The 22,834-nt window shown below is 65.0% G+C and carries 20 protein-coding genes; 17 read left to right on the top strand and 3 right to left on the bottom strand.

The window, feature by feature from the left end; all coding sequences use genetic code 11:
* Positions 1-163 precede the first annotated feature (163 nt).
* From LB555_RS29070 to LB555_RS29055, 4 genes are all read left to right on the top strand, one after another.
* Positions 164-2,248, top strand: coding sequence for a hydantoinase/oxoprolinase family protein (locus LB555_RS29070; RefSeq protein ID WP_224684366.1), 2,085 nt, complete (start codon positions 164-166; stop codon positions 2,246-2,248).
* Position 2,249: 1 nt separating this feature from the next.
* Complete coding sequence (locus LB555_RS29065; protein WP_224684365.1) at positions 2,250-3,959, top strand: hydantoinase B/oxoprolinase family protein; 1,710 nt, start codon at positions 2,250-2,252, stop codon at positions 3,957-3,959.
* 107 nt (positions 3,960-4,066) lie between these two features.
* On the top strand, positions 4,067-4,843 hold the full coding sequence (locus LB555_RS29060) for an ABC transporter substrate-binding protein (RefSeq protein WP_140792331.1): 777 nt from the start codon (positions 4,067-4,069) through the stop codon (positions 4,841-4,843).
* 54 nt (positions 4,844-4,897) lie between these two features.
* Complete coding sequence (locus tag LB555_RS29055) at positions 4,898-6,028, top strand: aminomethyltransferase family protein (RefSeq protein ID WP_263489370.1); 1,131 nt, start codon at positions 4,898-4,900, stop codon at positions 6,026-6,028.
* 103 nt (positions 6,029-6,131) lie between these two features.
* On the opposite strand, the gene LB555_RS29050 is transcribed toward LB555_RS29055, so the two are convergent.
* From LB555_RS29050 to LB555_RS29040, 3 genes are all read right to left on the bottom strand, one after another.
* The gene (locus tag LB555_RS29050) at positions 6,132-6,788 is read right to left on the bottom strand and encodes a methionine ABC transporter permease (protein WP_224684363.1); all 657 of its coding nucleotides are present in this window, start codon (positions 6,786-6,788) and stop codon (positions 6,132-6,134) included.
* On the bottom strand, positions 6,769-7,851 hold the full coding sequence (locus LB555_RS29045) for a methionine ABC transporter ATP-binding protein (RefSeq protein WP_224684362.1): 1,083 nt from the start codon (positions 7,849-7,851) through the stop codon (positions 6,769-6,771). Before LB555_RS29045 ends, LB555_RS29050 begins: the two co-directional genes overlap by 20 nt.
* 82 nt (positions 7,852-7,933) lie before the next feature.
* The gene (locus LB555_RS29040) at positions 7,934-8,788 is read right to left on the bottom strand and encodes a MetQ/NlpA family lipoprotein (RefSeq protein WP_224684361.1); all 855 of its coding nucleotides are present in this window, start codon (positions 8,786-8,788) and stop codon (positions 7,934-7,936) included.
* 463 nt (positions 8,789-9,251) lie between these two features.
* On the opposite strand from LB555_RS29040, the gene LB555_RS29035 reads away from it, so the two are divergent.
* From LB555_RS29035 to LB555_RS28975, 13 genes are all read left to right on the top strand, one after another.
* Positions 9,252-9,734 (top strand): hypothetical protein, encoded by a 483-nt coding sequence (locus LB555_RS29035; RefSeq protein WP_224684360.1) that lies wholly within the window; start codon positions 9,252-9,254, stop codon positions 9,732-9,734.
* Between the two features lie 196 nt (positions 9,735-9,930).
* A complete protein-coding gene (locus LB555_RS29030; protein ID WP_224684359.1) occupies positions 9,931-11,025 on the top strand; it encodes a transporter substrate-binding protein in 1,095 nt (364 codons plus the stop codon).
* Positions 11,022-11,669 carry an ANTAR domain-containing response regulator gene (locus LB555_RS29025; RefSeq protein ID WP_140792321.1) on the top strand — a complete coding sequence of 216 codons (648 nt, stop codon included), beginning with the start codon at positions 11,022-11,024 and terminating at the stop codon, positions 11,667-11,669. Before LB555_RS29030 ends, LB555_RS29025 begins: the two co-directional genes overlap by 4 nt.
* Positions 11,647-12,552, top strand: coding sequence for an ABC transporter permease (locus LB555_RS29020; RefSeq protein WP_015314629.1), 906 nt, complete (start codon positions 11,647-11,649; stop codon positions 12,550-12,552). The genes LB555_RS29025 and LB555_RS29020 overlap by 23 nt, the downstream gene beginning before the upstream one ends.
* Positions 12,549-13,469: an ABC transporter permease gene (locus tag LB555_RS29015; protein ID WP_140660257.1), complete on the top strand. Its 921-nt coding sequence runs from the start codon at positions 12,549-12,551 to the stop codon at positions 13,467-13,469. The genes LB555_RS29020 and LB555_RS29015 overlap by 4 nt, the downstream gene beginning before the upstream one ends.
* A gap of 33 nt (positions 13,470-13,502) precedes the next feature.
* Entirely contained in the window at positions 13,503-15,146 is a 1,644-nt protein-coding gene (locus tag LB555_RS29010) for an ABC transporter substrate-binding protein (RefSeq protein WP_224684358.1), read from the top strand.
* Positions 15,136-16,080, top strand: coding sequence for an acetamidase/formamidase family protein (locus LB555_RS29005; RefSeq protein ID WP_015314626.1), 945 nt, complete (start codon positions 15,136-15,138; stop codon positions 16,078-16,080). The genes LB555_RS29010 and LB555_RS29005 overlap by 11 nt, the downstream gene beginning before the upstream one ends.
* Before the next feature lie 208 nt (positions 16,081-16,288).
* Positions 16,289-18,052 (top strand): ABC transporter ATP-binding protein, encoded by a 1,764-nt coding sequence (locus tag LB555_RS29000; RefSeq protein WP_224684357.1) that lies wholly within the window; start codon positions 16,289-16,291, stop codon positions 18,050-18,052.
* A gap of 201 nt (positions 18,053-18,253) precedes the next feature.
* Positions 18,254-19,462: an ABC transporter substrate-binding protein gene (locus LB555_RS28995; RefSeq protein ID WP_015314624.1), complete on the top strand. Its 1,209-nt coding sequence runs from the start codon at positions 18,254-18,256 to the stop codon at positions 19,460-19,462.
* Positions 19,459-20,253, top strand: a complete 795-nt coding sequence (locus LB555_RS28990) for an ABC transporter ATP-binding protein (protein WP_015314623.1) — start codon at positions 19,459-19,461, stop codon at positions 20,251-20,253. Before LB555_RS28995 ends, LB555_RS28990 begins: the two co-directional genes overlap by 4 nt.
* On the top strand, positions 20,246-20,956 hold the full coding sequence (locus LB555_RS28985; protein WP_015314622.1) for an ABC transporter ATP-binding protein: 711 nt from the start codon (positions 20,246-20,248) through the stop codon (positions 20,954-20,956). Before LB555_RS28990 ends, LB555_RS28985 begins: the two co-directional genes overlap by 8 nt.
* A gap of 7 nt (positions 20,957-20,963) precedes the next feature.
* Positions 20,964-21,851, top strand: coding sequence for a branched-chain amino acid ABC transporter permease (locus LB555_RS28980; RefSeq protein ID WP_224684356.1), 888 nt, complete (start codon positions 20,964-20,966; stop codon positions 21,849-21,851).
* A gap of 22 nt (positions 21,852-21,873) precedes the next feature.
* The coding region (locus tag LB555_RS28975; protein WP_411970842.1) for a branched-chain amino acid ABC transporter permease at positions 21,874-22,834 on the top strand (961 nt) is incomplete at its 3' end.

The following is a 22,834-nucleotide window of genomic DNA, read 5'->3' as shown; positions in this document are numbered from 1 at the left end:
CCCGAACCATTCAGGTTCCGGCATGCCATGCACGCTACCGAAGCGGTAAGCTCTTGTGTCCGGAATTTATTAGTATACAAACGATATTTGCGTCAAGATGCCGCCGTAAAACACCTTTCCAAACTGCGGCATTTCCGTAGTCTCAGCATTTCGGGTTTCGACAATGAAAGAGAATTTTTCGGTGCAGCCGCCGGATTCCCTGGGCAGCGTCGTCGCCGGCATCGATGTCGGCGGAACCTTCACCGACCTGCTCCTGATCGACGGCAAGGACGGTGGCAAGGTGTATCTGGCCAAGACCCCGACCACTGTCGACAACCAGGCCTTTGGCGTGGTTTCGGCGCTTGGCGTCACCGGCTTTCCGATCGAGGGAATCGACCTCATCGTGCATGGCACGACCACCACCACCAATGCGGTGCTGGAGCGCCGGCTGGCCAAGACCGGCATGGTCACCACGCGCGGTTTTCGCGACGTGATCGAACTCGGCCGGCGGACGCGGCCGCAACCCTATGGCATGACCGGAACCTTCGTCCCAATCATTCCGCGCAACCTGCGCCTCGAAGTGTCGGAGCGCGTCGAGGCGTCGGGTGCGGTGCGCACGCCGCTCGATGAAGCCGAGATGCGCGAGGCGGTACAGGCGCTCATCGCGGCCGGCTGCGAATCCCTCGTCATCCATTTCCTCCACTCTTACGCCAACCCCACGCATGAGCGGCGCGCCGCCGAGATCGCCGCCGAAGCCTGGCCGAACGGCTACATCACGTCAGGCCATGCGCTGCTGTCGGAGGCGCGCGAATTCGAGCGCGGGGTGACGGCCTCGGTCAACGCCTCGGTGCAGCCGATCCTGGAGCGCTACGTCGAGCGGCTGCGCAAGGAATTGGCCGACAAGGGCTATGCCCGCGACTTCCTGATCATGAACGGCAATGGCGGCATGATCTCGGCCCGTTTCGTCACACGTGAATCGGCCAAGACGGTCATGTCGGGCCCCGCCTCCGGCGTCATCGCCGCCGCCTATACCGGCAAGCGCGCAGGCTTCGAAAACCTCGTCACCTACGACATGGGCGGCACCTCGACCGATGTGGCGCTGATCCGCAACGCCGAACCGGCGGTCTCGAACGAGATCGAGATCGAATATGCCATGCCCATCCATGTGCCGATGGTGGCGGTGCACACGGTGGGCGCCGGCGGCGGCTCGATCGCCCGCGTCGATGCGGCCGGCCTGATCCAGATCGGCCCGGAAAGTGCCGGCGCCAATCCCGGCCCGATCTGCTATGGGCGCGGCGGCACCGAGCCGACGATCACCGACGCCAACCTGGTGCTCGGCCGGCTGGCGCCGAAGAAGCTGCTCGCCGTCGAAAACCCGGTCACATCGGAGCGCGTCACCAGGATTTTCGAGGACAGGATCGGCAAGGCAACCGGCCTGTCGGGTGTCGAGGCGGCGGGCGCTGTCCTCAGGCTCGGCAACATGAAGATGGCCGGCGCCATCCGCATGGTGTCGGTGTCGCGCGGCCATGATCCCCGCGATTTCGCGCTGTTCGCCTTCGGCGGCGCCGGGCCGCTGCATGCGACGGCGCTCGCGCGCGAACTCGGCCTGCCCAAAGTGCTGGTGCCGGCGCGGCCCGGCATCACCAACGCGCTCGGCTGCGTCGTCGCCGATCTGCGCCATGACTTCGTCAACACCATCAACCAGCCCGTGGCCGTGCTGGACGAAAGCCAGCTTCACCAGGTACTGGAACGGCACCGGAACGAAGGCGAAGAGCTGATCGCCAAGGAAGCGGTGAAGCCGGAAACGATCCGCGTCACCCACTCCGCCGACATGCAGTTCGTCGGCCAGACCCACATCATCAACGTGCCGCTGCCGTCCGCGTCGGTGACCCGAAGCCAATTGCAGGCGTTGTTCGAGAAAGCCTATTTCGCCCGCTTCAAGGTGGAGCTGCCGGAAATCCGCGCCAACCTCGTCAACCTCAACACCTCGGTCACCGGCGTGCGACCGGCGATCGACCTGTCGCGGCTGATCGACCCGGCCGGGCGGGCAAGGACGCTCGACGGGGCGCGGCGCGAGATCCGACCGGTCTGGTACGCCGGGCGTTGGCACGACACGCCGGTTTACAGCAGGGAAAAGCTGCCGCTCGATGCGGTCATCGAAGGGCCGGCGATCCTCGAACAGATGGATGCGACCACCGTGCTCGAACCCGGCGACCGCGCGCGCTCGGATGCCGACGGCAACATCATCATCGACATTGGCGAGGCCTGACATGCCAGTGGATAGCGCAAAGCTCGACGCCATCACGCTTTCGGTGCTCCAGGCCGCTTTGCAGCAGGTCTGCGACGAGATGGACCTGACCTTTTCCCGCGCCGCCTTCTCGCCTGTCATCGCCGAGGCCAATGACCGCTCGGACGGCATCTATTCCGCCGTAGACGGCTCGCTGATCGCGCAGGGCAGTGAGGGCCTGCCGGTGTTTGTCGGCGTCATGCAATATTCGACCAGGACGGTGATCGAGATGATCGCCGACGGCCGCTGCCTGGCCCCGGAGCCGGGCGACATCTACATCGTCAACGATCCCTATCTCGGCGGCACGCATCTGATGGATGTGCGCTTCGCCATGCCGGTCTATCGCGGCGGAAAGATCTTCTGCTGGCTGTCGAACACCGGCCATTGGCCCGACATCGGCGGCTCCGTGCCCGGCGGCTTCTCCGCATCCGCGACCGCTGTCGAGCAGGAGGGTCTGCGGCTGCCGCCGGTAAAACTGTTCAAGAAGGGCGTGCTCGACCCTGAAATCTACGCCATCATCTGCTCCAACATCAGGGTCGCCGACCAGCGCATCGGCGATATCCGGGCGCAGGCCGCCGCGCTGCTGATCGGCCAGGACAGGCTCAATGGAATCCTGGATCGTTACGGAGACGAAACCGTCGTCGAGGCGATCGCCGAGCTACGCCGCCGCGCCGCCGAGCAGATGCGCGCCAATATAGCGGCCATTCCCGATGGCACCTACCGCTCCAAGGCTTTTGTCGATTCCGACGGGGTGGTCAACGAACCGCTGACCATAGCGCTCGCAGTCGACAAGAAGGGCGACACGCTGACCTTCGACTTTTCAGGATCGTCAAAGCCTTGTGCGGGACCGATGAACAGCGTGCTGGCGACGACCCTGTCCTCGGTCTATCTCGCCATGCGCCACATCTTTCCGGACGTGCCGATCAGCGCCGGCGCCTTCGAGCCGCTCGAGGTCAAGCGGCCGGAAGGCACTTTCCTCGACGCCAAATATCCCCGCCCCGTGTCCGGCTGTGCGGCGGAAGTGTCGCAGCGCATCGCCGAGGCGGTGTTCGCGGCTATGGTGCAGGCGTTGCCCGACAAGGTGACGGCGGCCCCAGCCGGCTCCAGCGGCAATTTCGCGCTCGGCGGCAACGATCCGGCGCGCGGCCGCGACTACGTCATGTACCAGATATCCGGCGGCGGCTATGGCGGCAATTCGGGGCATGACGGCCTGACCAATGGCTGCTCGACCATCGGCATTTCGAAGTCGCCCCCGGTCGAGATCATGGAGCAGGCCTTTCCGGTGCTCTATCGCCACTATGCCTTGCGCGAAGGCTCGGGCGGCGCCGGCAAGCATCGTGGTGGTTTTGGCCTGGCCTATGAGGTCGAGATCCTGCGCGGCGAGGCGCGCGCCTCTTTTGTCATGGACCATGGCCGTTTCGGTCCGCAGGGCGCCCTTGGCGGTCGGGATGGCGAGCCCAACAGCGTGACCGTGTTCCGCAACGGCGAGGAGCATGTGCCGCCGCACCTCTCCAAGGAGCAGGACATCCCACTGAAGGCCGGCGACCGCGTGCGCGTCGGCACGCCGGGTGGCGGCGGCTATGGCGATCCGCGTGAGCGCGATCCGGAACTGGTCGCACGGGACGTCCAGCTTGGTTATTATACGACGGAGCAAGCCAGGGATCTGTTCGGGGCCGACGCACAAGGAACCTGACCGGACGCGGACTGCCCCGCGCCGTGATCGCCGCGGCACATGTCGTTTCCGTCTCCGCCGGGAGCATGAAAGCCCGTAGACTTCGCCGGTCAACGGAGATCTGGACCATGCGTCTTTTCGGTCGTTTCGTGCTTGCCGCTTCCGTAGCTTTTGCGCTCGCAACCGGTGCTGCTTCCGCCCAGGAGAAAAAGCTGAGGCTCGGTACCGAGGGTGCCTACCCGCCATTCAACCACGCCAATGCCGACGGCACGCTGGGCGGTTTCGACATCGATCTCGGCCAGGCGCTGTGCGCCCAGATGAAGGTCGAATGCGAGTTCACCGTACAGGATTTCGACGGCTCTATTCCGGCGCTGCAGGCCGGCAAGTTCGATGCCATCATCAACATCACCATCACGCCCGAGCGGGCTGAAAAGGTCGAGTTCACCCACAAATACTACCAGACGCCGCCGGCCATCGCGGTGCCGAAGGACTCGGCTATCGCGGGCACCTCGCCGGACGACCTGAAAGGCAAGGTGCTGGGCGTGCAGAGCGCCACCATCCACCAGAATTTCGCCGAGCAGAAATATTCGGGCTCGACCGTCAAGGCCTACCCGACCGGCGACGACGCCCGCACCGACATGGCCAATGGCCGCCTCGATGCGATGATGGACGGCTCGATCATCCTCACCGAATGGCTGAAGAAGCCCGACGGCGCCTGCTGCAAGCTGCTCGGTACGCTGACGGCCGATCCGGCCATTCACGGCCCGGGGGTCGGCATTGCGCTGCAGAAGGGCAACAAGGAACTGGCCGACAAGTTCAACGCGGCAATCGACGCGCTGCGCGCCAACGGAAAGTACAAGGAAATCAACGACAAGTATTTTTCGTTCGACGTCTACGGGAGTTGATCCCGGTACCAATCGAGCTCGGCGGCGCCACCCGGCGCTGCCGATTTTTTATGAATGATGGAGATTTTCGTGGCTGAGCGTCGCTCCCCCTTCTACAGCAGCATCGTTGGGCTGGGTGCGACCATGGGTCGGGTCGGCGGCGATTTCATCTCGGCCAAACATTATTCCGGCATCGCCGACGAACATTTGAATACGCGTAAAAATGTCGGCGTGCAGGACCTCAGCACCATGGGCAAGATGGACATCAAGGGTGCCGACGCGGAGGCGCTGGTCAACCATGTCATTGTCAATGACGCCGCGGCGATGAAGCCGGGCCAAGTACGCTATTCCACCGTCTGTCGTGAGGACGGCGGCATCATGGACGACCTCACCGTGTTCCGGCTGGGCGCGGAGCATTTCATGCTGGTCACCGGTTCGGTCAACCGCCTCAAGATGCTGCCCTGGCTCCAGCATCATGCGCAAGGGCGCAGGGCCTATGTCACCGACATCACGGCCGCCGTCGCCTTCCCCACCATCCAGGGCCCGCGCTCGCGCGATCTCCTGAAGGCGATGATTTCGGACGCCGATCTCGACGGATTGAAGCGCTGGGCCTTCACATCAGGCCATATCAACGGAACGCGGGTCCTGATCTCCCGTACAGGCGTGACCGGCGAACTCGGCTTCGAGCTGTTCGTGCCGGCCGACGAGGCGACCTCGGTTTGGGACGCGCTGATGCGCACTGGCCAAGCTTTCGGCTTGAAACCCTATGGCGTGCTGGCCATGTTCACGCTCGGCCTGGAAAAGGCCTATCCGGCGCACGGCGTCGACATGGACGAGACGCGCACGCCGTTCCATGTCGGCCTCGACCGCTGGATCAAGTTCGATAAGGGCGATTTCATCGGCCGGGACGCGCTGCTCGAGGTGCGCGACAAGAGCCTCTACGAGCGCTGGACCGGGCTGATCCTCGACGGCGACAAGCCGTCCGCGACGGATGCACGGGTGATGGCCGACGGCGAGGACGCCGGCGTGGTCACCTACAGCGACCACGGCTATTCCCTGGGCAAGGTGCTGGCGACAGCGCATTTGCGATTGCCCTTCACGGCCATAGGCACGGAACTTAGCATCGATATTGACGGCAAGCCGACCCGCGCGGTGGTGGTGCCGATGCCGTTCTTCGACCCGGAAGGGGCGAGGCTGAGGAGCTAGCGCGGCTTGGCTGGAAATCGTTGTGGTTCTCAAATTACTTATGGTGACCATCGCCGACGCTCCATGAGAAGCTCATGGTCGGCCCTGAATACCAGCCGGCTCACTATCCCCGCCGATCCAGCCTCGCCACCAGCCGGTCACCCACCCACTGGATGCCGCAGACCAGGATGATCAGCACGATCACCACGGCGATCATCACCGACGTCTCGAAGCGCTGGTAGCCGTAACGGATGGCAAGGTCGCCGAGGCCGCCGGCACCGATGGCTCCTGCCATCGCCGAGGCGCCGACCAGCGTCACCAGCGTCACGGTGAAGCCGGCAACGATGCCGGGGAGCGCCTCGGGCACCAGCACTTCGCGGATGATCGTCCAGCGATTGCCGCCCATGGCGCGCGCCGCCTCGATCAGTCCGTGGTCGACCTCGCGCAATGACACTTCGGCGATCCGCGCATAGTAGGGCGTGGCGGCGATCGACAGCGGCACGATGGCCGCCCATGTGCCGATCGACGTGCCGACGATCAGCCGCGTCAGGGGGATCAGCGCCACCAGAAGGATGATGAACGGCACCGAGCGGAAGCCGTTGATCACGGCGCCGAGCACGCGGTTCACCCACGGGCTTTCGGCGATGCCGCCGCGTTCGGTGGCAATCAGGGCCAGCCCGAGCGGCAGGCCGAACACCAGCGAGATCAGGCCGGAGGCGGCCGTCATCAGCACCGTCTCCCAGATCGATCGCAACAGAAGCTCAAACAGGATCGGCGACATGGCCAAGCACCTCCACCCGCGCTTGGCGGGATTTCAGGAATGTGATGATTTCTGCGAGATGGCTCGCATCGCTGCCGGGGACGGAAAGGAACAGCGTTCCGACCGGCTGCCGCTGGATGTGGTCGATGCCGCCATGGACGAGGCGGAAGGGACCGGGCACGGCGGCCGCAAGGTCGGACAGCAGCGGCTCGCGCGCCGCCTCGCCCGCCACGTCGACGCGCAGGACCGTTTCGGTGCCAGCTCCCGGCAGCAGCCGCGCCGCCAGCTCCGGCGGAAGTTGCGGCCGGATGGTCCCGAGCAGGCGTCTTGTGATGTCCGATTGCGGATCGGCAAACACCGACCAGACCGGCCCTTCCTCGACGATGCGTCCGGTGTCGATCACCGCCACGCGGTCGGCGATCGAGCGGATCACCTCCATCTCGTGGGTGATCAAAAGGATGGTCAGGCCAAGCTGGCGGTTGATATCCTTCAGCAGGGCGAGAATGGAGCGCGTCGTCTCCGGGTCGAGTGCCGAGGTCGCCTCGTCCGACAGAAGCAGCGCTGGCCGCGCGGCAAGCGCTCGGGCGATGCCAACGCGCTGTTTCTGCCCGCCGGACAGCGACGCCGGATAGGCTTTTGCCTTCTCCGACAGGCCGACGAGATCGAGCAGCTCCGCCGCCCGCTTCAGCCGCTCCGCCTTCGGCCGGCCCTCGATCTTGAGCGGCAACGCCACATTGTCCTCGACGGTCTTGACCGACAGCAGGTTGAAATGCTGGAAGATCATGCCGATGCGCCGTCGCAGCGGCTGCAACTCGCGCTCGCCAAGTCGGCTGATCTCGCGACCTTCGATGAACACCTCGCCGGTGTCAGGCCGCTCCAATCCGTTCAGGCAGCGGATCAGGGTGGACTTGCCGGCACCGCTGCGGCCGATGATGCCGAGAACCTCGCCCTTGCGCACCGTCAAGGAAATGCCGTCGAGCGCCGCCGTCTGGCCGAAGCGGCGCTTCAGGTCGACAAGGCGCACCACGTCCTGCGTGGCGGCCTGATCCGCGGCCTCGGTGGTTGCGATAAAATGCTGGTTCATCGGCAGGTCCCGAAATGCGATCGCGGCCCGCGCATCGCGCGGGCCGCTTAAGCTGTCAAAGGCACGTCGGTGCCCGCATAACTCAATAGGCACTGAGGCCGGTGCCCTTATAGACCTTGTCGAACTCGGCCTTCACAGCCTCGTTCTGGTAGGACGCGACCAGCGTCTTCACCCAGGCCTCGTTTTCATTGCCGACCTTGACCGCGATGAAGTTGCGGTACGGATTGTCCGCGATCGGCTCCTGAGCGACGCGGTTCTCCGGCGTCAGGCCGCTCTTCAGCGCCCAATCGGTGTTGACCACGGCGGCGTCGAGATCCTCGACCGAGCGGCCGACGATGCCGGCATCCAACTCCTTGATCTCGACCTTTTTCGCATTCTCGGCGATGTCGGCGGTGGTGGCGAGAATGCCGGTGCCATCCCTGAGCTTGATCACGCCCTCATTCTGCAGCACGCGCAGCGCCCGGCCTTCGTTGGACGGGTCGTTCGGCACGCCGATCACCGCGCCCTCCGGCAGATCGGCAACCTTGGTGTACTTCTTGGAGTAGAGGCCGATCGGCCACACGCCGGTATAGCCGACACGCACGATGTGATAGCCCTGCGTCTTGATCTGGTTGTCGAGATAGGGCTGGTGCTGGAAGGCGTTGGCGTCGATCTCGCCGCGCTCCAGCGCCTCGTTGGGCTGGGTGTAGTCGTTGAACACCACGGTCTCGATGCTGAGGCCCTTTTCGGCTGCTTGCGCGACGACGACACGCCAGACATCCTCGTCCTCGCCGCTGATGATGCCGACCTTGATCGCCTTCTTGTCCTCGGCCAAGGACGCATGCGGCGCCATCAGGCTGCCGATCGCGACGGCCGACGCGAACAGCAGAGCGAGGCCGCCGCGGCGGGTGAGGGGTGACCATGGGGAAAAGGGCAAAGTGTTGTTGGGATCGGACATGATTGATCTCTGCGGTTGTGAAGTCATGGCAGCAAGGCGGATTGCCGAGGCTTGTTCACATCGTCAGAAATTCTACTGATTTTATCAAAGAACGTGTTTCGCCGTTCTCGGCAAAGCCGGGAATATTCTCTCAAAAAACTCAGGGATGTGAGCACAGGACGCCGCCAGGTCGACCATGACGGCGCCGCGCCGCCATCCGGAGATGTCGGGAAGGCAGTCAAGTTTTCAACGAGCCCGCCTCTGCCGGCCGGCTCCGCAATATCTCATGCGTTCGATTTGAGCTTCGAGGACGTCGCCCGAAAATGATGGACGGCCCTCGTTGGCTGCCGGGTTCATCCAGGCGAAGTCAAAAAGCTTTGCGGCTTGCTCAGCCACTTTTTCGTGAAGCTGCGCGGGTTGATCCGACCGTCGGCTTGCCTAGGTAGAAAGGGCGGCCGGGCGCCACGCGATCTCAATAATCGGTATGACATTTTCCTGCATTCGAAAGCTTGCCCTTTCTGGCCTCCTCGTCGTCATCCAGTCCTCCTGCGTCGTTCCCGACGACACGTCGCGCATCGCCAAGGTCGATCCAACGGCGGCCGCGGCACGCAAGGAGATGGTCGGCCTCAGCGAAGCCGACGTCCGAATGTGCGCGGGATTTCCGACCGCCACCGCGGAAGTCGGCCAGTCCGGGCAGATCTGGACCTATAAGCGCGTCGTCCAGCGCGGCAATCTCAGCGTCGTCGTTCCTGCCTTGGCCGTGGGGGCGATCCCGACGGTCGGCGGTTCCGTCAATGTCGCTCCCGGCGGTTACTGCGACACGCAGGTTCGCATGGTCGGCGGCCGTGTCGCCGAAGTTGCCTACGCCGGCGACAACAACCTGCCGAAAAAGCGCGACGCGCTTTGTGTCAGCACCGTGGATGCCTGCGTGGCCTATGCCCGCCAACACAGGCCGGCGGCCAGATAGCGGCAGCGGATTTCGCGGGAACCAGCGATGGCCGGACACTCGGTGTTTGACGCGGATGGCGTTGAGGGCTTGACTGACCCGCCGGACCGAATACGCTAGGGCAAAATACCGGCTCTGATCGCCGGGCGGCAAATATGCCTCGTATGCCTCGCCCTTGCGGCGCTGGCTGCGGGGCATTGTCATTTTGGGGATCGGTTTGAAACGGCGCATCGAGATCGGCATCCTCTATTCCCGCTCGGGAAGCTATCAGCTCGTCTCCGACGCGTGCCGGATGGGCGCCATGCGCGCCATCGCCGACATCAACGCCGACAGGAGCTCAGGCATCGAACTGGTGCCGATCGAGCGCGACCCGCAAAGCAATGCCGACCGTTACGCGACGCTGTGCGAAGACATCTTCAGGACCAGCGGTGCACGCCATGTCGTCGGCTGCGTCACTTCCTGGAGCCGCAAGGAGACCATCCCTGTGCTGGAGAAGGCGGGCGGCATGCTCTGGTACGCCTGCCCCTATGAGGGCTTCGAGGCCAACGAGCATGTCGTCTACATGCACGCTTGTCCCAACCAGCATCTGGTGCCGCTTATGGCCCATGTCGTGCCGCGCTTCGGCGCCAACGGTTTCCTGCTCGGGTCGAACTACATCTGGGGCTGGGAGATGAACCGTGTTGCGCGCGACCTCATCGCCGATGCCGGCGGCAAGGTGCTGGGCGAGCGCTATCTGCGCATCGGCGAGACCGACGTGTCGCGGCTGATCGCCGAGATCCGCGCGACGCGGCCGAACTTCATCCTCAACAACCTGATCGGCACCTCGTCCTATGCCTTCCTGGCGGCCTATCGCGATCTGGCGGGCGAGGATGCGGCTTTCAGTCCTGAATCTTGCCCAGTGATCTCCTGCAACCTGACCGAAGGCGAACTGCCGGCGATCGGCGAAACAGGCAAGGGTCACCTGTCGGTCGGACCGTATTTCGCGCCGCGGCCGGCCGCCTTCGCCTCGTCCTTCGAAGCCTCCGCCTATGCCTCGGTGCAGGTAATGGCCGACGTGCTGTCGCGCGATCCCGACGCCGGCCCGGCGGAATTTTCCAAGGCCTTCGCCGAGCGGCGCTTCTCCACGCGGCTTGGCCCGATCGCCATCGACGCCCATTCCCAGCACGCCACGCTGCCTGTCATCATAGGCCGGATCGCGGACGGCTACTTCGAAGTCGTCAGCCGGCAGCACGAGGTCGCGCCGGACCCGTATCTGTCGCGCTACGACCCCGCAAAGACATTCGGCCGGCCGCGCTTGCGGGTGGTGTCGTGACCAGAACCCCGCGCATCCCCAATCTCGGCGGCGCCAGGGCCTTTGTCCTGCATCGCCCGCATCCGACGGTGCAAGCGATCACCAGGCAGTTGTCGGCCATCGGCCTTGTCACCGTGGATTGCTGGCCGGAACTGGCACCGGAGGCCCTGGCCGCCGACTTCGTCTTCTTCGACGCCGATCTCGGCTTCGACGAGCAATTCCCCTGGAAGCCGGGCGAGGCGCCGATGCCGCTGGTGGCGCTGATCGGTTCGGAGGCGCCGGGCCGCATCGAATGGGCGCTGTCGCACAAGGCCGACGCCCAGCTCCTGAAGCCGGTCGGCAATGCCGGGGTCTACAGCGCGCTGCTGATCGCGCGCCAGAGTTTCGAGGCGAGAAAACATTTAGCCGGCGAAATTGCCGCGCTGCGCCAGCGGGTCGCCGAACGCCAGACCATCGTGCGGGCTGTCTCGGCTTTGTCGAAGGGCGGCGACGACGACCGCGCCTATGCGCAGCTGCGCTCGCTGGCGATGAGCTGGCAGATCAGCGTCGAGGACGCCGCGCGCCGGATCGTGGCGATGATGGAGGAAGCCAAGACCGGGGAAGCCAGGACCGGGGAAGACCACATCGGAGATGAGAGCGGCGATGACCAGCCCCATCGCGCCTGATCTCATGGCAGGGCGCATGCCGGCCAAGCCGCGCGCCGGTGTCTGGCGCCGGCTGGTCAAGCGCCGCCTGGCGCTGCTCGGCCTAGTCACTGTCGCCATTGTCGTCGCCGGTGCGATCCTGGCGCCATGGCTGACCGGCTACGATCCCAACGAACAGATGTTCGACGGTCTCACCATCGAGGGCTCGCCTCTGCCGCCGAGCGCGAAATTCTGGCTGGGCACCGACCTGCTCGGGCGTGACCTGTTGACCCGCATCCTCTACGGCGCGCGCACCTCGCTGATCATCGGCATCGTCGCCAACGGCGTCGCGCTTTTGATCGGCACGCTGGTCGGCGTCACCGCCGGCTATTTCCGCGGCTGGATCGGCGGCGCGCTGATGCGCTTCACCGATTTGATGATGGCGTTTCCGGCGCTGCTGCTCGCCATCTGCCTGGCGGCGGTGTTCCAGCCGAGCCTGTGGATCGTCGCCATGGTCATCGCGCTGGTCAACTGGGTGCAGACCGCCCGCGTCGTCTACACCGAGACCTCGTCACTCGCCGAACGCGAGTTCATCGATGCCGAACGCACCATCGGGGCCGGCGCGCCGCGCATCCTGTTTCGCCACATCCTGCCGCATCTCCTGCCGACCATCATCGTCTGGGGCACGCTCGGCATCTCGACCACGGTGCTGCTCGAGGCCACGCTCTCCTTCCTCGGCATCGGCGTGCAGCCGCCGACGGCGTCATGGGGCAATATCATCTTCGAGAACCAGACCTATTTCCAGGCGGCACCCTGGCTGGTGTTCTTCCCCGGCGCCGCGATCCTGGCCCTGGCGCTGGCCTTCAACCTGATCGGCGACGCGCTGCGCGACATTCTCGATCCGACGCAAAGGGGCCGGGCATGATCGCCTATCTCGGCCGCCGGCTGATCCAGTCGCTGCTCATCCTGCTCGGCGTTTCGCTGATCACCTTCGCGCTGCTCTATCTCCTGCCCGCCGACCCGGTGCGCCAGATCGCCGGCCGCAGCGCCACGCCGCAGACGGTCGAGAACATCCGCCAGCAGCTCGGCCTCGACCAGCCCTTCGTCGTCCAGTACTGGCATTATCTGACGAGGCTCGTCAGCGGCGATCTCGGCCGCTCCTACATCCAGCGCTCGGAGGTGACCGAACTCATCGTCTCGCGGCTGCCGGCGAGCCTGCTTCTGATGGTCGGGGCCATCCTGTGCGAGCTGCTGATCGGCCTCTCGATGGGGCTGATCGCCGCCGTCAAGCGCGGCACCGCCACCGACCAGACCCTGATGGTCGCCTCCTTCATCGGCGTCTCGGCGCCGCAATTCGTCGTCGGCCTGCTGCTGCTCTATGTCTTCGCGGTCAGGCTGAGCTGGTTCCCGATCGGCGGCTATGGCACATGGCGCCATCTCGTGCTGCCGTCGCTCACCATGGGCATCCTCGGCGCCGGCTGGTATGCGCGCATGATGCGCTCGTCGATGATCGACGTGCTGCGCCAGGATTACGTCCGCACCGCGCGTGCCAAGGGCCTGGCTCGGGGCGCCATCATCTTCCGCCATGCGCTGCCCAACGCCATCCTGCCGGTCGTCGCCATGATCGGCATCGACATCGGCATCTTCATGGGCGGCATCGTCGTGGTCGAAAGCGTGTTTGGCTGGCCCGGCATCGGCCAGCTCGCCTGGCAAGCCATTCAGCGCGTCGACATCCCGATCATCATGGGCGTCACGCTGGTCTCGGCCTTCGCCATCGTGCTCGGCAATCTCCTGGCCGACATCATCGCGCCCTTCATAGATCCCCGCATCAAGCTCAGATGAACCAGAAAACAAACAGAGAAAGGGAACAGGACAATGAAGAAGTTTCTCGCATCGACCGTCGCGGCATCGGCGCTGGCGCTGATGCTCGGCATGACAAGCGCCCGCGCCGAGGACACCGTCGACCCGAACGCCAAGCAGGGCGGCGCCATCACCATCACCTACAAGGACGACGTCGCGACCCTCGACCCGGCCATCGGCTATGACTGGCAGAACTGGTCGATGATCAAGAGCCTGTTCGACGGCTTGATGGACTACGAGCCCGGCACCACCAACCTCAAGCCCGACCTCGCCGAAAGCTACGAGATTTCGCCCGACGGCAAGACCTTCACCTTCAAGCTGCGCCATGGCGTGAAGTTCCACAATGGCCGCGAGATGACCGCCGACGACGTGAAATATTCGCTCGACCGCGTCACCAATCCGAAGACGCAGAGCCCCGGCGCCGGCTTCTTCGGCTCGATCAAGGGCTATGACGATGTCGCCGCCGGTAAGGCCGAGACGCTTTCCGGCGTCACCGTCGTCGACCCCTACACGGTCAAGTTCGAGCTGACCCGCCCGGACGCCACCTTCCTGCATGTCATGGCCATCAACTTTTCCCATGTGGTACCGAAGGAAGAGGTCGAGAAATACGGCGCCGATTTCGGCAAGCATCCGGTCGGCACCGGCGCCTTCAAGCTGGCGGAATGGACGCTTGGCCAGCGCATCGTCTTCGAACGCAACGCGGACTATTGGCACAAGGGCCTGCCGCATCTCGACAAGATCACCTTCGAGATCGGCCAGGAGCCGATCGTGGCGCTTCTGCGCCTGCAGAAGGGCGAGATCGACGTGCCCGGCGACGGCATTCCGCCGGCCAAATTCCAGGAGGTGATGGCCGATCCCGAGCAGAAAGCGCGTGTCGTCGAAGGCGGCCAGCTGCACACCGGCTATGTCACCATGAACACAACCATGGCGCCGTTCGACAATGTGAAGGTGCGACAGGCTGTCAACATGGCGCTCAACAAGGCGCGCATCATCCAGATCATCAACGGCCGCGCCGTGCCGGCCAACCAGCCGCTGCCGCCGTCGATGCCCGGCTACGACAAGGCGTACAAGGGCTACCCCTATGACGTCGCCAAGGCCAAGGCGCTGCTGGCCGAGGCCGGTCATCCCGATGGTTTCGACACGCAATTGTTCGCCATGAACACCGATCCCAATCCGCGCATCGCCCAGGCGATCCAGCAGGACCTTGCGGCGATCGGCATCAAGGCCAGCATCCAGTCTCTCGCCCAGGCCAACGTCATCGCCGCCGGCGGCGACAAGGCCGGGGCGCCGATGATCTGGTCGGGTGGCATGGCCTGGATCGCCGACTTCCCGGATCCGTCCAACTTCTACGGCCCTATCCTCGGCTGTGCCGGTGCGGTGCCGGGCGGCTGGAACTGGTCGTGGTATTGCAACAAGGATCTCGACGCCAAGGCGGCCGAGGCCGATTCGGTGGTCGACCCGGCCAAGGCCCCCGAGCGCGACAAGATGTGGAGCGCCATCTACGACAAGGTGATGGAGGACGCCCCCTGGGCGCCGGTCTTCAACGAACAGCGCTTCACCATGAAGTCGGCCCGCATGGGCGGCGCCGACAACCTCTATGTCGACCCGGTCCATATCCCGATCAACTATGACAATGTGTACGTAAAAGATGTGCAATAACTGCGACTACACCATCCACGGGCGCCATCACCATTTCGGCTGGGACAATTCCTTTGTCCCGGCTGAGCGGGTGGCGCCCGGCTCGACCATCGAGTTCCAGTGCCTCGATTCCTCGGGCGGCCAGTTGCAGCCCGGCAGCACCGTCGCCGACATCGCCAAGCTCGACTTTGGCCAGATCAACCCGGTCACCGGGCCGATCTTCGTCGAGGGCGCCGAGCCGGGTGACGCGCTGAAGGTGACGATCGAGATGTTCAAACCGTCCGGCTTCGGCTGGACGGCGAACATTCCTGGTTTCGGCCTGCTCGCCGACGATTTCCAGGAGCCGGCGCTCAACATCTGGAAATACGATGCCGCCTCGCTGGAGCCGGCGTTGTTTGGCAAAAACGCTCGCGTGCCGCTAAAACCATTCGCCGGCACCATCGGCAACGCGCCGGCCGAAATGGGCCACCACTCGGTGGTGCCGCCGCGCCGCGTCGGCGGCAATCTCGACATCCGCGACCTTGCCGCCGGCACCACGCTCTACCTGCCGGTGGAGGTGGCGGGCGCGCTGTTCTCGGTCGGCGACACGCATGCCGCGCAAGGCGACGGCGAGGTCTGCGGCACGGCGATCGAAAGCCCGATGAACGTCGTGCTGAAACTCGACCTGGTGAAAGATGCGCGGCTGAAAACGCCGCGCTTCACCACGCCGGGTCCGGTGACACGCCATCTCGACGCCAAGGGCTATGAGGTGACGACGGGGATCGGGCCGGACCTGATGGCGGGCGCGAAGGAGGCCGTGGCGCAGATGGTCGACCTGCTCGCCGGCCGCTACCAGATCGACCCGGTCGAAGCCTACATGCTGGCCTCGGTCTGCGGCGATCTCCGCATCAGCGAGATCGTCGACATGCCCAACTGGGTGGTGTCGTTCTACTTCCCGCGCTGCGTGTTTGAATGACAGGTCAGCGTCTAGGCACCCCCCTCTGGCCTGCCGGCCATCTCCCCCGCAAGGGGGGAGATCGGATCGCGCTTGGGCTTTCGCCAATCGTCACCGTTGGAAGAGAGGCGGGGCGTGGGAACTGCCAATCTCCCCCCTTGCGGGGGAGATGCCCGGCAGGGCAGAGGGGGGTGTGCCGGAGTAAATCCCTTTCCGGGCTGCCTCCCCAATGACCTCAACTCCCGAAACCATCCTCACCATCGCCAACCTCTGCGTCTCGGTACGCGGCGAGGAGGGCTCCCGCGAGGTCGTCTCCGACCTGTCTCTGACGCTCAAGCGCGGCGAAACGCTGTGCATCGCCGGCGAATCCGGCTCCGGCAAATCGATGACCGCGTTGGCCATCATGCAGCTTCTGCCGCAGCCCGCCGCGCGCATCTCCGCCGGCACGATCCACCTTGGCGCCACCGAGCTGACCGCCCTCGACGAACGCCGCATGCGCCATATCCGCGGCGACCGCATCGCCATGATCTTCCAGGAACCGATGACCTCGCTCAACCCGGTGCTGTCGATCGGCCGGCAGCTCACCGAATCCATCGAGGCGCACACCAGCCTGTCGCGGGACGAGGCCCGCCAGCGCGCCATAGAGGCGTTGAAGGCGGTGCGCATTTCGGAGGCCGAAAGCCGGCTAAGGCAATTTCCGCACGAGCTCTCCGGCGGCATGCGCCAGCGGGTGATGATCGCCATGGCGCTGGCGCTGGAACCGGACGTGCTGATCGCCGACGAGCCGACCACCGCGCTCGATGTCACCGTGCAGGGCGAGGTGCTGGAGCTGCTGCGCGACCTGCAGCAGAAGCACGGCACCAGCGTCATCCTGATCACCCACGACATGGGCGTTGTCGCCGAAATGGCCGATCGCGTCATCATCATGCGGCATGGGCGAATGGTCGAGGAAGGCAAGACGTCGGACATTTTCGCCCACCCGCAAGCCGAATACACGCGCGAGCTGCTGGCCGCAGTGCCGCGCATCGGCAGCGGCGCCGGCCGTCAGAAATCTAGGGAAGCCGAAGCCGCAACGCCGGCGAAGGTCGCCGAGGTCACCGATCTGCACGTCCGCTTCGACTTGCGCGGCGGCGTCTTCGGCCGGGTCACCCGCCGCGTTCACGCCGTCGAAGGCGTCAGCTTTTCAATCGCGCCCAACGAAACGCTGGCGCTGGTCGGTGAATCCGGCTGCGGCAAGTCGACCACCGCCAAGGCGCTGGCCGGGCTGGTGCCTTATAGCGGCGACATCGTCGTCGGCGGTCGCAATTTGTCCGGCCTCGGCCGCGACGAGCGCAAGGCGGTGCGCCGCGACGTGCAGATGATTTTCCAGGACCCCTACGCCTCGCTCGACCCACGCATGCGCGTCGGCGACCTCGTCGCCGAGCCGCTGCTGATCCACGGCATCGCCTCGAAGGAAGAACGCCGCGAGCGCGTCGCCGCGCTGTTCGATCGCGTCGGCCTGTCATCGGACCAGATGGAGCTTTACCCGCACGAATTTTCCGGCGGCCAGCGCCAGCGCGTCTGCATCGCGCGTGCGCTGGCGCTGAGGCCGAAGCTGATCATCGCCGACGAGAGCGTCTCGGCGCTGGACGTCTCGGTGCAGGCGCGCGTGCTCGACCTCCTGAAGGAACTGCAGCGCGAATTCGGCGTCGCCTATCTCTTCATCTCGCACGACATGGCGGTGGTCGAGAATATCTCCGACCGTGTCGCCGTCATGTATCTGGGCCAGATCGTCGAGATGGGCACACGCGACCAGGTTTTTTCCAACCCCCGCCATCCCTACACCAGGCGCCTGATCGAAGCCGTGCCGGTGCCGGATCCGGCGCGTCGCCGAAGCCGTTTCGCCCGCCTCGACCAGGAAATCCCCAGCGCCACCCGCCGCATCGGCGAGGCGCCGCTGAAACTGGCGCTCAGCGACGTCGGCAACGGCCATCTCGTCGCCGCCGAGGGCTGAGGCCATGCGGGCCCAGACAAGCTCGGTCTGCGGCAGGTCGACCTTCACATAGTCGTGTCGCACGCCATGGGCCGTCTCGCCGTCACGAAATCCGGGGCCGCCCCTTGCCCTTCCGCCTCATTTTCCTAATGTTGCATAGTGCTTGCGGATGACGATCGTAGGGGGCGGGCGGATTCATCCACATTGGGAGGAAGTAAACTCATGAAGCTACGCTATGTCGTTTCCGCCGCGCTTCTCGCGGCCACCACTATTCCCGCCTCGGCCGCCGAGATTTCCGATGGCAAGGTCAAGATCGGCATCCTCAACGACCAATCCGGCGTCTACGCCGATTTCGGCGGCAAGTGGTCGGTCGAGGCGGCCAAGATGGCGGTCGAGGATTTCGGCGGCAAGGTGCAGGGAGCGCCGGTCGAGATCATCAGCGCCGACCATCAGAACAAGCCCGACATCGCCTCCAACATCGCCCGCCAGTGGTATGACACCGAGCAGGTCGACGCCATCATGGAGCTGACGACCTCTTCGGTCGCGCTCGCCGTGCAGGGGATTTCCAAGGAAAAGAAGAAGATCGACATCGTTACCGGTGCGGCGACCACCGACCTCACCGGCAAGCAATGCTCGCCCTACGGCTTCCACTGGGCCTATGACACCCACTCGCAGGCGGTGGGAACCGGCGGCTCCCTCGTCCAGCAGGGCGGCGACAGCTGGTTCTTCGTTACCGTCGACTATGCGTTCGGCTATTCGCTGAAGGAGCAGACCGCCAAGTTCGTCGAGAGCCATGGCGGCAAGGTGCTGGGCGAGGTGCGTTATCCCCTGGGCGCGACCGACTATTCGTCCTTCCTGCTGCAGGCGCAATCGTCGGGCGCCAAGGTCATCGGTCTGGCCAATGCCGGCCTCGACACCTCCAATTCCATCAAGCAGGCGGCCGAATTCGGCATCGTGCAGGGCGGCCAGCGACTGGCGGCGCTCCTGTTCACGCTGGCCGAGGTGCATGGGCTCGGCCTGCAGGCGGCGCAGGGCGTGGTGCTGACCGAGGGCTATTACTGGGACCGCGACGACAAGAGCCGCGAATTCGGGCAGCGCTTCTTCAAGCGCACCAACCGCATGCCGAATATGATCCAGGCCGCGACCTATTCGGCGGTGACGCAGTATTTGAAGGCGATCGACAAGGCCGGCACGGACGAGACCGAAGCGGTCGCCAAGCAACTCCATTCGCTGCCGGTGGACGACGCCGTCATCACCGGCGGCAAGGTCCAGGCCGATGGCAACATGGTCCACGATATGTATCTCTATCAGGTCAAGGCGCCCAGCGAGAGCAGCAAGGATTGGGACTATTACAAATACCTCGCCACCATCCCCGGCAAGGAGGCGTTCCTGAGCGAGAAGGACAGCGGCTGCGCGACGGCCGCCCAGTGACCGGCGCGGCCACGGTGCCGCCTGATCTGAACGCGGAAGAGCCGCGGGTGGTGCTTTCCGCCCGCGGCCTGCGGCGTGACTTTGCCGGCTTCGTCGCCGTCAGGAATGTCGATCTCGATGTCCGCCATGGCAACATCCATGCGCTGATCGGACCCAACGGCGCCGGCAAGACCACCGTTTTCAACCTGCTGACCAAATTCCTGGCGCCGACCAGCGGCAGGATCGAACTGCTCGGCCACGACATCACCCGCACCTCGCCGGCCAAAGTGGCGCGCATGGGGCTGGTGCGCTCGTTCCAGATATCGGCGATCTTTCCGCACCTCAGCGTGCTCGACAATGTGCGCGTCGCGCTGCAGCGGCCGGCCGGGCTCGGCATCCAGTTCTGGCGCTCGCTGGCGGCGCTCGACCGGTTGACGCCGCGTGCCATGGAACTGCTGCGGTCCGTCGGCCTCGACGATGCCACGAACAGGCTGGCCGGCGATCTTTCCTATGGCAGGAAACGCGTGCTGGAGATCGCCACGACGCTGGCGCTGGATCCCAAAGTGCTGCTGCTCGACGAGCCGATGGCCGGCATGGGCCATGAGGACGTGGCCACGGTTTCCGCCCTCATCCGCTCGGTGGCGGGCGACCGCGCGGTTCTGATGGTCGAGCACAATCTGACCGTGGTGGCCGATCTCTGCGACTGGATAACGGTGATGCAGCGCGGCGAGGTGCTCGCGGCCGGCGACTACGCCACCGTCAGCCGCGACGAGCGCGTCAAGGTGGCTTATATGGGCACCGCCGATGACTAGCGCTTCGCCCCTGCTCGCGGTCCGCGGCCTCAACGCCTGGTATGGCGAGGGCCATGCGCTGCACGGCGTCGACCTCGAAGTGTTTGCCGGCGAGACGGTCACATTGCTCGGCCGCAACGGCGTCGGCAAGACGACGACGCTGCGCGCCATCATGGGCCTGATCCGCCGGCGCACCGGCAAGGTCGTTTTCGACGGCGCCGACCTGATGCGGCTACCGCTGCACCGCACCGCGCACCAGGGCATCGGCTTCGTGCCGGAGGAACGCGGCATCTTCTCGACGCTGACCGTCGACGAGAACCTGGTGCTGCCGCCGGTCGTCGCCCCGGGCGGCATGAGCGTCGAGGAAATCTTCGATCTGTTCCCCAATCTGAAGGAGCGGCGCAACAGTCCCGGCACGCGGCTGTCGGGCGGCGAACAGCAGATGCTGGCGATCGCGCGCATGCTGCGGACCGGCGTCAAGATGCTGCTCTTGGACGAACCGACCGAGGGCCTCGCGCCTGTCATCGTCCAGCGCATCGGCGAGCTGCTGGCGACGCTGAAGCAGCGCGGCATGACCATCCTGCTGGTCGAGCAGAATTTCCGCTTCGCCAGCCGTGTCGCCGACCGTTTCTACCTGATGGAGCACGGCAAGGTCGTGGCCGGGTTTCCCACCGGCGAACTGGCGGACCGCATGACGCTGCTCCACGAAATCCTGGGTGTATGATGACGCCATGACGATGATCTTCGGCATCCCCGTCCAGGCATTGCTCGGCCAATTGCTGGTCGGGCTGATCAACGGCTCCTTCTACGCCATGCTGAGCCTTGGTCTGGCCGTGATTTTCGGCCTGCTGCGCGTCATCAACTTCGCCCATGGCGCCCAGTATATGCTGGGCGCCTTCATTGGCTATCTCCTGCTCACCCATCTCGGCATCGGCTATTGGCCGGCGCTGGTCCTGGCGCCGCTGATTGTCGGCATCTTCGGCGTCGTGGTCGAGCGCCTGGCGCTGTCGCGGCTCTACGACACCGATCCGCTCTACGGCCTGCTCTTCACTTTCGGCGTCGCGCTCGTGCTCGAAGGCATCTTCCGCTACTATTACGGCGTGTCGGGAAACCCCTACGCCGTGCCGCCGCTGCTGGCCGGCGGCACCAATCTCGGCTTCATGTTCCTGCCCATTTATCGCGGCTGGGTCGTGGTCGCCTCGCTGATCGTCTGCTTCGGCACCTGGGCGCTGATCGAGAAGACCAGGCTCGGTTCCTATCTGCGCGCCGCGACCGAGAATCCCCGCCTCGTCCAGGCCTTCGGCGTCAACGTGCCGTTGCTTTTGACCCTCACCTACGGCCTCGGCTCGGCGCTGGCCGGGCTCGCCGGCATCCTGGCCGCGCCGATCTACCAGGTCAGCCCGCTGATGGGATCGGATCTCATCATCGTCGTCTTCGCCGTCGTCGTGGTCGGCGGCATGGGCTCGATCCTCGGCGCCATCGTCACCGGCTACATGCTTGGCCTCGCCGAAGGCCTGACCAAGGTTTTTTACCCCGAGGCCTCCAACCTGGTGGTCTTCGTCATCATGGCGATCGTGCTTTTGGTCCGCCCGGCCGGCCTGTTCGGAAAGGACGCCTGAGATGGCGGAAGAGACATCCGACATGGCCGGGCTTTCGCTGCGCGAGGCATCGGCCAAACCCTCGCCAAGGCTCGAATGGGTGCTGGTCGGGCTCGGCATAGCGGCGCTGCTGGCGGCGCCGTTCTTCGTCTACCCGATCTTCCTGATGAAGATGCTGTGCTTCGCGCTGTTTGCCTGCGCCTTCAATCTCCTGCTCGGCTACACCGGCCTCTTGTCCTTCGGCCACGCCACCTTCTTCGGCGGCGCCGCTTATTTCACCGCGCACGCCGTCAAGGTCTGGGGCTGGCCGCCGGAAGCCGGCATCCTGCTCGGCATGGCGGGTGCGGCCCTGCTCGGCCTCGTCATGGGCTTCTTCGCCATTCGCCGGCAAGGCATCTATTTCGCCATGATCACGCTGGCGCTGTCGCAAATGTTCTTCTTCTTCTGCGTGCAGGCGCCGTTCACGCAAGGCGAGGACGGCATCCAGGGCGTGCCGCGGGGCGTCCTGTTCGGTGTCCTCGACCTCAACGCCCCGATGGACATCTATTATTTCGTGCTTGTCGTGGTCCTTCTCGGCATCTTCGCCATCTGGCGCATCGTCAATTCGCCCTTCGGCATGATCCTGCGCTCGATCCGCGAAAACGAGAACCGCGCCATTTCGCTGGGCTATTCCGTAGCCGGCTACAAGCTCGCCGCCTTCGTCATGTCGGCGGCGCTGGCCGGGCTCGCCGGTTCGCTGAAGGCGATCGTCTTCCAGTTCGCCACCCTCACCGACGTCACCTGGCAGATGTCGGGCGAGGTCATCCTGATGACCCTGCTCGGCGGCATCGGCACCATGGTCGGCCCCACCATCGGCGCCAGCCTCGTCGTCGGCCTGGAAAACACGCTCGCCACGTCAGGTTTCCCCGTGACCATCGCCACCGGCCTGATCTTCATGGTCTGCGTGCTGGTGTTCCGGCGCGGGATCGTGGGAGAGGTTTATGCGCGGGTGCTGGGGCGGGTGG

The sequence above is a fragment of the Mesorhizobium sp. BR-1-1-10 genome (genome assembly GCF_020165595.1).
GTDB lineage: Bacteria > Pseudomonadota > Alphaproteobacteria > Rhizobiales > Rhizobiaceae > Mesorhizobium > Mesorhizobium australicum.
The sequence above is the reverse complement of the archived record's forward strand: the minus strand, read 5'-3'. Positions and strand labels throughout refer to the sequence as shown.

What these genes read in the sequence shown, in the direction of transcription:
- LB555_RS29070 (WP_224684366.1), top strand. Translation starts at nt 164, where the DNA reads ATGAAAGAGAATTTTTCGGTGCAGCCGCCGGATTCCCTGGGCAGCGTC.
- LB555_RS29065 (WP_224684365.1), top strand. Translation starts at nt 2,250, where the DNA reads ATGCCAGTGGATAGCGCAAAGCTCGACGCCATCACGCTTTCGGTGCTC.
- LB555_RS29060 (WP_140792331.1), top strand. Translation starts at nt 4,067, where the DNA reads ATGCGTCTTTTCGGTCGTTTCGTGCTTGCCGCTTCCGTAGCTTTTGCG.
- LB555_RS29055 (WP_263489370.1), top strand. Translation starts at nt 4,898, where the DNA reads ATGATGGAGATTTTCGTGGCTGAGCGTCGCTCCCCCTTCTACAGCAGC.
- LB555_RS29050 (WP_224684363.1), bottom strand. Translation starts at nt 6,788, where the DNA reads ATGTCGCCGATCCTGTTTGAGCTTCTGTTGCGATCGATCTGGGAGACG.
- LB555_RS29045 (WP_224684362.1), bottom strand. Translation starts at nt 7,851, where the DNA reads ATGAACCAGCATTTTATCGCAACCACCGAGGCCGCGGATCAGGCCGCC.
- LB555_RS29040 (WP_224684361.1), bottom strand. Translation starts at nt 8,788, where the DNA reads ATGTCCGATCCCAACAACACTTTGCCCTTTTCCCCATGGTCACCCCTC.
- LB555_RS29035 (WP_224684360.1), top strand. Translation starts at nt 9,252, where the DNA reads ATGACATTTTCCTGCATTCGAAAGCTTGCCCTTTCTGGCCTCCTCGTC.
- LB555_RS29020 (WP_015314629.1), top strand. Translation starts at nt 11,647, where the DNA reads ATGACCAGCCCCATCGCGCCTGATCTCATGGCAGGGCGCATGCCGGCC.
- LB555_RS29015 (WP_140660257.1), top strand. Translation starts at nt 12,549, where the DNA reads ATGATCGCCTATCTCGGCCGCCGGCTGATCCAGTCGCTGCTCATCCTG.
- LB555_RS29010 (WP_224684358.1), top strand. Translation starts at nt 13,503, where the DNA reads ATGAAGAAGTTTCTCGCATCGACCGTCGCGGCATCGGCGCTGGCGCTG.
- LB555_RS29005 (WP_015314626.1), top strand. Translation starts at nt 15,136, where the DNA reads ATGTGCAATAACTGCGACTACACCATCCACGGGCGCCATCACCATTTC.
- LB555_RS29000 (WP_224684357.1), top strand. Translation starts at nt 16,289, where the DNA reads ATGACCTCAACTCCCGAAACCATCCTCACCATCGCCAACCTCTGCGTC.
- LB555_RS28995 (WP_015314624.1), top strand. Translation starts at nt 18,254, where the DNA reads ATGAAGCTACGCTATGTCGTTTCCGCCGCGCTTCTCGCGGCCACCACT.
- LB555_RS28985 (WP_015314622.1), top strand. Translation starts at nt 20,246, where the DNA reads ATGACTAGCGCTTCGCCCCTGCTCGCGGTCCGCGGCCTCAACGCCTGG.
- LB555_RS28980 (WP_224684356.1), top strand. Translation starts at nt 20,964, where the DNA reads ATGACGATGATCTTCGGCATCCCCGTCCAGGCATTGCTCGGCCAATTG.